Origin of the sequence: Parendozoicomonas verongulae (genome assembly GCF_009711465.1) — a bacterium.
Taxonomy (GTDB): Bacteria; Pseudomonadota; Gammaproteobacteria; order Pseudomonadales; family Endozoicomonadaceae; genus Sansalvadorimonas; species Sansalvadorimonas verongulae.
Window position 1 is genome coordinate 1 of the sequence record NZ_SMME01000768.1, and the last position, 9,250, is coordinate 9,250.

Genomic DNA, 9,250 nt, shown 5'->3' on the forward strand with positions numbered 1-9,250 from the left:
ATGTCGCTGAACTGAAAACAGACGTTGCTGAACTCAAAACTGATTTCCACGAAATGAAATCCATGCTCAGGCTTATCCTCTCAAGGCTCCCCGCATAACACGTCACTACGCCTGTGCTGGAACACATGTTCCGCGCAGGTGCTACCAGGTAATCCCCGCGTTTGTATAAAACAGCAGCCGCCTACTGTGACAACTATCTTGAAAAACACTGCTCTTCAGGGAAGACGAATCCAGATTCCCAACTAGACTTCCCGCTCCATAGTAAAGCTACGAATAATACTAATGATCAAGCATTCGAAATACAGAGCTCTTTCGGCAGCTGCAATCTTTATTAGCGCTGCGCTTCAATCTGTGGTGGCTTTTTGTGAAAGTCCGTCACCCTTTCAGTGTGAAGCCTGTAATGCCCGTCTGATGAGCGGGTCATCAGGACTAAGTCTGGAGTTTCTTCTGAAAACTCTGGCAACCGACCCGGATATGACGGCCCGGCTGGAAGCTACAGAGTCCGGCTTGCGCTACCGGTATGATGCCCTGCCCGAGAGCGAACGTCTGTTCTTTGACTTTCCCGGCAGTGGTGCAAACAGTCTGGAATATCTCCAGGTCACCAGCGGTTCTGCGGCCAGTAACAATGTTGGCTTACTCACCCACACTGCATTCTCTGAGAACATGCCTAAGAGGCAGCAGGCCCGGCTGGCATCAATACTTGAACACGGTCTTAAAGCACTGAATCAATTCAGCCATCAGGCTTTTGCAACCCTTGAGGACGATGCACCGGTTCTTATTGTGTCCCATCCTGATCATGCGGTTATCACATTCTATAGCACCGGCATCCCCTTAAAGGCTCTGGGTGAAGTTGTGCTGAATGCCCAGTGGCAGGCAGATGTATCCCTCTTTCAAGAGCACGGGCACTCCAACCGGCCAGCGGTTGTATCAGAAGGTTTATCAGAACGGGATAACCCGACAAAACAGTTACAGCTGATAACAGTATCCGTGGCCTATAAGGAACCTTTCACGAAAGCATTGCTTGAGTATCTGGGCACGGTCACCGGAGCACTTGGCGGAACCAAACTGCGTACCAGCTTATTAAAAGCAGGGCAAAGTGGCGAGACAGCATGGAAGCGTGAGGGGGAAACCAAGCCCGATGAAGAGCTAACCAACGACCCCGACGAGCAGCTTATGGATGCCCCCCTCCCGGAAAATTCTGACCCCAAAGAGCCTGTACGTGTTGATATTCCTAGCAGCACTTACTATTTCTTCCTCCGCAAGGAAAACCCTGAAGACAAACGCCCTGTTATTGATATTTCCCACGTTCAGACCGTGGCCGAAGTATTAGCCCATCTTAATGCAATCGTTGAAAAAATCCTCAGAGGAGACATGATTGGCAGCAAACTTTATCCAGATGAGCTTTATTTTCACCGCTTTCTTATTTCACCCAATCTTGTCAGTGATACAAAAGAGGCTCTCAAAAGTCGACACGTAGGGGGGTACGCCTTCAACACATACCCACTCAATGAGTTTGAGAGGGGCAAGGCTATAAACATTCGTCACAACATTCTGTGTCTTAACACTTTTCTCGACAATTTATTGCCAGCAAACCAATACACGCCTCCGGCTGAAGTAGAGTTTGAACCTGAAACAAAATCAGTTTTACCATCGCCATCGCCCCACCCTCAAACGCCAGCGGCCAAAACATTATCTCCAGAGGCGTCTCTTACATCCCGGTACAGCGTCCAGAAAACCATGCAGGCTTTTTCCGTTGGTGCCGCTGTTGGCGGCGGGATTCATCTGGGTATGCATATCCACAACAAGTACCGCAGAGATGCCATGCTACCCCATCACTATGATCGTGAAGCATGGAAAGCTCTGGCAACCGATACTTTTGCGGGGGGAGTGCGTCAGGGCATAAGTGGAGCCGCAGCCCAGAACCTTATTGATGCAGGCTTTACCCCCGCTTCTGCTGCTGTTGCTACCGGGCTTGTGCAGTCGGTTTACGACAATTATTCCAATGGTAACCTGTTCCGTTTTGGTCTGATATCCACCCTTGTGCACTCAGGGGCATCTTCTGTTGCAGCCGGTATGGGGGCCCAGGCTGGGCGCATGTCATTTGCCGCGCTTCCTTATATCGGGAAAACACCTCCCGTGCAGCTGGCAGGTTCCATGACAGGCAGTGTTGTCGGGCAAATGCTCTATCACTATGTCACGAATAACAGCCTCCGCTACGAAGACTGAACTAGCTCACGCCGGCATTTTTCGAGGTATTTACCAATGGGTATAAGACATAATTTGATTCACAAGCTTCTGTGCACCGTGCTTACACTTTTTGCTGCCATATCGGCGTCCTCTGTATTCTCCGACCAGGGACACATCTATAACACCACCAGCCCTTGTGAAATCTGCAATGTGCAGCTCGCTCCCGGCGGTGCAGGGCCAACCCTGACATTCACACTGAAAACCCTGGCATCCGACCCGGATATGACGGCGAAGATAACCGCCTCGGAATCAGGATTGCGCTATCACTACAACCTGATTCCAGACAGTGAATATCTCTACTTTGACTTTCCCGATGAACAGCCCCGGGAGCTGAATTACGCTCACATCGCCAGAATCGCTGCAGCTTACAATGCCAGTGGTGTTGTCACGCGTACCCAACAGCCAGAATCCATAACACACCACGAGGTCAGTACAATACGGAATGCTCTGGGAGCAGCATTGAAAGCTCTGGCGCGATTTAACTCTCAGGCTTTTGAGGCTATGGCTGATCACACCGTAGCTCTCATCACACTTAATGCGTCCAACTGGCAGGTGACACTATACACTGCCGCTCCCCACCTCCAGCCACTTGTTGAAATATCTCAGGAGGCTGATCATCCGGAGCAAATAGTCCCCAGAACGGCGCTTTGGGAGAAACCGCAGGACAGTGATGTTTACGAACAGGCAGCCACCGAAAAGAGTCTTGATGTTATTGCAGTTCAGGTAGCCTATAAAGAGACCCTGTCCGGCAAGTTGAAAGAGTATCTGAGTTCAGTCACTGCAACAGTGAATGGACAGTCTGTTCACCCGGCCTTACTACAGGCAGGGCTCAGTGGGGAGCTTGCCTGGACAGAGGTAACCCCTCAGGACATTAAGCATTCTTCGGCAAAAGAGAGTCTCAATACAGGTGATGACAGCGCTCCTCCCCTGCCAGACAGTTTTCGCGTTCTTCGGGCACAACTTGACGACTCCAATATCTATGCCCATCTGGTCACGCACAAAGAGGGTGCCAGACCGGTTATTGATATCAGCCATGTAGAGTCAGCCACAGAGGCATTGCTTCACATCAGCCTAATCTTAGAGCATATTGCGGATGATGGTTTCAGTAAATTCAATGTTTACCCTGCAGAGATCGGAGTACAGCAATTCCTCCTTCCCCCTAAGGTACGCTACAGTGTCAGCTGCATTTTAGCGGACGCCGGTTCCTATTACAGGGTTGACCCATACCACAAAGAATTACTGGATCAGATCAGCGAATCTATCCCTTCACTTGATATTCTGCGAATAAATCTCATCGACGCTCCAAAGAAGCCTGTCAATGCCGCTCAATCTGTCACACATCCTGATGCTGACTCCCTCTATAAACAGAAGCCAGCAGAAGAATCAAAAAGCCAGACTCCACTGCCAGAAACCAGCCGTCTTACAACCAGCCGCCTTACAAGAAGTGCACAAAGCTTTGCTCTCAGTGCCCTTGTTGGGGGAACTGTAAGCACAGGCCTGCATATTCACGACCACTACCGCAAACACAACAAGCTCCCCCACCAGTACAACAGGGAGGAGTGGAAAAAGCTGGCGTTGAGTTCTGTTTACAGCAGCTTCCGCCATGGCATCAGCGGCATAGCTGCCCAGAACCTGATTGATGCCGGATTACCCGCAGGTATTATCGTCGGCACAGTCAATGGGGTTTATGACTCTTACAGAAATGGCAGCCTCTTCGATCAGGGCATTATCTCCGTGCTGGTGAATGCTGGAGTATCTTCAGCCGCAGCAGGGGCAGGGAGTCAGTTCGGGCGTGGTGCCATGCTGAACGTACCGGGTATTGGCTCAACACTTCCGGCACAAATGGCAGGCGCTGTCGCAGGCAGTGTTATAGGCCAGTTGCTTTACCAGTATGTCACCAGCAATGCATACAGGCATTATGATCGGAATGCTCGGTTAAACATACGGATGAGTGACTAAAGACGTTTAGAAAAGGTCAGCAAACAGACACAACACTGACTCGGGAATGCACCCCTGACAGGGGCAAATAATAAATTTTTCCCGACCTGCACATCCGTTGATTTACATCAATATCCTCCTATGCGGCGGTATTATTATCGCCGCCAATCTCTTCCCTGTTCATTGCGGAAACCACCGTGGAAATTGACTTTATGGCCCTCTTGAACAAGAGCGTGCCGCTGCTCGTCTTTGTTGTTCTTTTTCTTGGCTATACCCTTGGAAAGCTGCGTTTTGGCACCTTTGAACTCGGCTCAACATCGGGTGTGCTTCTTGTCGGTTTGCTGTTTGGGCACTTTGGTTTGTCAATGCCCGGCGGATTGGACGACATTGGATTTATTCTCTTTATCTTCTGTGTTGGTCTTCAGGCCGGCCCTCGCTTCTTCAGTGTATTCCTGGAAGATGGCTCCAAATATATTTTGCTGGCCGTTGTCGTCTCTGGCAGTGCATTGGTTCTGGCAAAACTTTTCGCCTGGTATCTGGATATGAACCCTGCCCTCGCTGCAGGTATGCTGGCCGGTATTCTTACCAGTACCCCGACTCTGGTAGGTGCACAGGATGCCATCAAGCAACTGGCCCCAAGTAACGAGTTTGACCTGCTGCAGATGCTCAGTGTTGGTTACGCCATGACCTATATTACGGGCACGTTGATTCTCATTATCGGCGTTCGTTACTTCCCCAAGCTGTTAAATATCAATCTGAAGAACGAATCCGAAATGCTGGCCCGCGAGCGTGGTCTGGCCGGCGACCCGGACGCAGTGAAGAAAGGTGATCTGCCAATCATTCGCGTATACCGCATCAGCACCAAACTGGCAGAATCGCTGGAAGGAAAAACCCTTCGCCAACTGAATCTGCACGAGCGCACGGGTTGTCTGGTTGACAAGATTCGTCGTAACGGCAGCATTTTTGAACCTAACGGTGACACCCCGCTGCTGGAAGGTGACTCTGTAGCCATGGTGGGCAAGCCCCGGGACTTCCGTAAGTTCCCTTACGAGCTGGGGGATGAAGTTCTGGATACCGAGATGCTGGATCACCAGGTAGAGTACCGCAAAATTGTACTGACCAACCAGAAAGTAGCTGGTAACGAACTGTCCAGCCTGGCTATTGACGAACAACACCACTGCTTCGTGCATAAGGTGAAACGCTCCCAGATAGAAATGCCTATCAACCAGGGGCTGCGTCTGTCCAAGGGTGACATTATGCTGATCTCCGGTGAGCGTGCTCGTCTGGATCGCCTCACCAGCATCCTGGGCTACGAAGAAAAGCAGTCTCACACGACTGACCTGATCACCTTCTGTCTCGGCATTGTTATGGGTCTGGTCATCGGCCAGATCATTGTTAAGGTTGGCGGTATCGACGTGACTCTGGGTAATGCTGGTGGTTTGCTACTGTCTGGTATCGTGATTGGTCACCTGCGGGCCAACCAGCCAACCTTTGGACAGGTTCCTCCGGCGGCTCTTTACGTCCTTATGGAGCTGGGTCTGATGTTCTTTATGGCAAACGTTGGTCTGAAAGCCGGTGGCGGTATTCTGGAAGCTATGAGCAGCGCCGGTTTGATGGTGGTCATCAGTGCTGTGATGATTGAAGTTACCCTGATGTTTGTCGCCTACATATTTGGCCGCTACTGCCTTGGCATGAACCGCGCCCTGCTCCTCGGTGCGATTACCGGTGCCATGACATCAACCCCGGCTCTGAACGTAATCACTCAGGAAGCTGATAGCAACGTTCCATCTCTGGGTTACGCAGGTACCTATACATTTGCCAACGTGTTCCTGACATTGGTTGGTACCATGATGATTGCTCTGTAGCTCTTTAACGGGTTGTGTCGCAAAAATTTCCGAGAATGAAAAATCGCAATTCTCTAGACGCAACTATGCCGCCAGAGAGTAGAAATACTCCCACGATGTTGTTGCCCCGGAGTCAGGGTATTGACCTTTTCTCAACATGTGAGAAAGCTCAATACCTGCCAGTGTCGCTTGTGCGGAATCGAAGTTCTTGAACTGCATCATGGGACGGGTAACCGTTTCACAAACCGGTGATCCTGTTCCACGAGATTGTTCAAATATTTGCTCTGATAGATGGTTATCCTGGGATCACCATCTTCAAGCCCGGCATTGATAGACTTGAGGGCACTTGTGTTGCTGCCGCTTTTATCAATCGCTACCTTTACTGGCTGGCCATGTTGCCGAATGGCCTTACGAAAAAAGGCTTTGGCCGCTTTTGTTATAGGTCTCATCCATTCTCCAGAACGTTCCCACAGCCGGTTTGCTTTTACAGTGACGACATTCCAGCTTCGGTGCATATTCTACAGTCCAGCGGTTGATGGTTGAATGATCCACTGGAATACCTCGCTCCGTCATCAGCTCCTCGATCGGGGTGTGCTTTATGCGCAAATAGCAAAAAAATATAATTATGAAAAACAGTAGGTTATATTATTTTTTGTGGATTTTAATGAGCCGTATACTTCACATCAATGAACTATTATCACTATCCTTCACTCAAACGGATAATTCATCTATTTGGGTTGTAATCATGAGCATCGCACAGAAAGTCGATAAGAAGATCAGCCGCTGGCCTGACTTCAAGGTGTTCAGGCTACAGGACTTTGAGGAGTATAAAGATAACCCCAAGGCTGTATCTGAGGCACTTTCCAGACAAGTGAAGCGGGAAAATATTATCCGCTTCTCAAACGGTCGTTTTTACAAGCCCAAAATGACTCGATATGGAAAGGTGCGACCCGGGCAAGACGCATTTGTTGAGGCTTTCCTCTACAAGTCCAACAAAAAGAGAAAGGAACAGATTGCCTATATTACGGGGGCATCACTTCTTTATGAGTGGGGGTTAACGACTCAGGTTCCTTCGCGTGTTCAGATGGCCAGTACGGAAGGCACTTATGATCAGGTAATCAAAGGCATTCGTATCAGTGCTAAAAAAGCCAGTGTCGACAAACTCAATGAAAATCGTGTCCTGGTCTTACAGGTTCTGGATGTCGTGAAGAGTTTTAAAACAATCCCTGATGCCGATTATGAAAATATTGTCAGGGTGCTTAAGAAATACGTCAGCCGGTTTAATAAATCTTCCATTCGGGAGGTCGAGAATATAGCTGTCAAATATTACCGGCCTTCTGTGCGGGCATTTATGGGCGCACTTATGGAAGATACTCTGGGTTACCAGAGTAAAAAGCTGAAAGAAACCCTGAGCCCTCTCAGCCAGTATATAATGGGCGTTAATTCAAATCTTGTAAATAATCCTGGAGCCTGGCAGCTGCAGTAGCGCACAGAGTACCTTCTCCAAAGGCACGGAAGTCTACCGTGCCTTTTTTATTGAAACGAAAAGTTTCGTCACACTCACACCAGAAGAGTGATTAATGCAGCTCCATACTAACCACGAATTATTTGAAGAGCTTATCAGGCTGACAGCGGATCATCTGGAAATCCCTGATGTATTTATTGAAAAGGATTATTGAGTTACCCAGATTCTCAACAACATTTCAGAATCCGAGTTCAAGGATTGTGTTGTTTTTAAAGGGGGAACAAGTCTGAGCAAAGCTTATCGGCTTATCTCCCGGTTTTCGGAAGATGTTGATCTGGCTCTTTTATGTGAAGAGAAGTTGAGTGATGGACAGAGGAAGAAGAAGCTCAGAAATGTAGAGAAAGCAGCAGTTTCCGGGTTCAAGAGTGCGGGCAAACAGGCGAAAGAGAGTGGTCGTGACGCTGAGAGCAAAGGCTCAAAGTACCGTAAAACCTGGTGGGAATATGATCGTCTGGCATTAAATGGCGAGTTTGGGCAGGCACATCCTTTCCTGCTGCTGGAAATTAATTCTTTTGCTGACCCTAACCCCCATAGTCCCATGCAGCTGCAATCCTATATTGGAGAGTTTCTGCAGGAGCATGATGGTGCAGAGGATATTGAAACATATGGTCTTGAGCCGTTTGAGATCAACGTGCTTTCAACCAAGAGAACGATGGCCGAAAAAATTATGGGGCTGGCCCGTGCCAGCCATCAATGCACTGCCGATAACTACTCAGAACTAGCACAGAAAATCAGGCATATTTACGATATCCATCACCTGATCACCCGGGATGAAACGGTGAAGAACTGGCTGCCAACCGATGAATTTTTCAGCATTCTGTCAGCTGTTCATGAGAATGATAAATCTGTTCACAATAAGTCGGCAGACTGGTGCCATGCTCCCCTGGCTGGGCATTCTATTTTCTCTTCCTTTACCGATGTCTGGGCGCAGCTCGAAGCGACATGGAATGGAAGCTTCAAAGTGCTGGTTTACGAAGAGTTGCCAGCCAAAGATGCTCTGGCAAATTGCTTTGAAACACTGAGACAGTCCTTGGCTGACTATGACAACTGGTTGCAAGTTAAAGAGCCAGAATAACAAATGAGTGAGCTTTACCTCATATATTACGTCCAAGCATAAGTTCAGAAGCACCCATCTTGCCACGAAGAATATCGCAAGCCTTGAACAGCTTGCTGGAAAGCTTGTGAAGGTTAGTCAGCCATACGAGCCAATAGCAGTCGTTCCCTCAGCCTCCAGGGGTCATCTTTCTTCTGTTCTTGTCGTTGGGGTTCAAGGTCGCTGGCCAGATCAAAGAGTAATTCCGATCGCTGCCTGAACTCATGCTCCTTTTCCTCTTCGATACCTAATGATTGCAGCTTAAGCTTCGGCCAGACGGATAAAAGACGGAAACAATGAGCCAGCTGGCTGAGACAGGATGCATTTGTACCTCCACTGCTCTCCACCGCAAGGGCAGCCCAATTGAACGCTTTCCCCAGAAGGGTCGTATGTATGGGCAATATGTCCTTAGCTTGCGTTAATTCCCGGAAGTGGCGGATGCTAAAACATAAACAGGTTTCGAATCCCGAAAACAACTGTTTTTCAAGTTTCAACCCATCAAACTGCTCCCACTCTCCTGTATCAATGAAAACAGATGCGAGAGCCAGTTCGATCTCTTTGTTCTCACAGGGAGTGTTCGCCTGCCCCCCGGCCGCCTGAGTG

Annotated in this window: 6 protein-coding genes and 1 pseudogene; 5 read left to right on the forward strand and 2 right to left on the reverse strand. The window is 49.1% G+C overall.

Annotated elements, in window-relative coordinates:
* The first annotated feature begins 411 nt into the window (after positions 1-411).
* From E1189_RS05960 to E1189_RS05970, 3 genes are all read left to right on the forward strand, one after another.
* Positions 412-2,226: a hypothetical protein gene (locus E1189_RS05960; protein ID WP_155159130.1), complete on the forward strand. Its 1,815-nt coding sequence runs from the start codon at positions 412-414 to the stop codon at positions 2,224-2,226.
* A 36-nt stretch (positions 2,227-2,262) separates the two neighbouring features.
* The gene (locus E1189_RS05965) at positions 2,263-4,206 is read left to right on the forward strand and encodes a hypothetical protein (RefSeq protein ID WP_155159131.1); all 1,944 of its coding nucleotides are present in this window, start codon (positions 2,263-2,265) and stop codon (positions 4,204-4,206) included.
* Between the two features lie 191 nt (positions 4,207-4,397).
* Positions 4,398-6,050 (forward strand): aspartate-alanine antiporter-like transporter, encoded by a 1,653-nt coding sequence (locus tag E1189_RS05970; RefSeq protein WP_196221247.1) that lies wholly within the window; start codon positions 4,398-4,400, stop codon positions 6,048-6,050.
* A 63-nt stretch (positions 6,051-6,113) separates the two neighbouring features.
* Here E1189_RS05970 and E1189_RS05975 read toward each other — a convergent pair.
* Positions 6,114-6,665 (reverse strand): annotated as a pseudogene (locus E1189_RS05975) (IS6 family transposase).
* Between the two features lie 109 nt (positions 6,666-6,774).
* On the opposite strand from E1189_RS05975, the gene E1189_RS05980 reads away from it, so the two are divergent.
* On the forward strand, positions 6,775-7,515 hold the full coding sequence (locus E1189_RS05980; RefSeq protein ID WP_155159133.1) for a DUF6088 family protein: 741 nt from the start codon (positions 6,775-6,777) through the stop codon (positions 7,513-7,515).
* A 214-nt stretch (positions 7,516-7,729) separates the two neighbouring features.
* Positions 7,730-8,629: a nucleotidyl transferase AbiEii/AbiGii toxin family protein gene (locus E1189_RS05985; protein ID WP_329601917.1), complete on the forward strand. Its 900-nt coding sequence runs from the start codon at positions 7,730-7,732 to the stop codon at positions 8,627-8,629.
* 113 nt (positions 8,630-8,742) lie between these two features.
* Here E1189_RS05985 and E1189_RS23730 read toward each other — a convergent pair.
* Positions 8,743-9,250 (reverse strand): hypothetical protein (locus tag E1189_RS23730; RefSeq protein ID WP_196221248.1); only part of this gene is annotated, 508 nt, incomplete at its 5' end.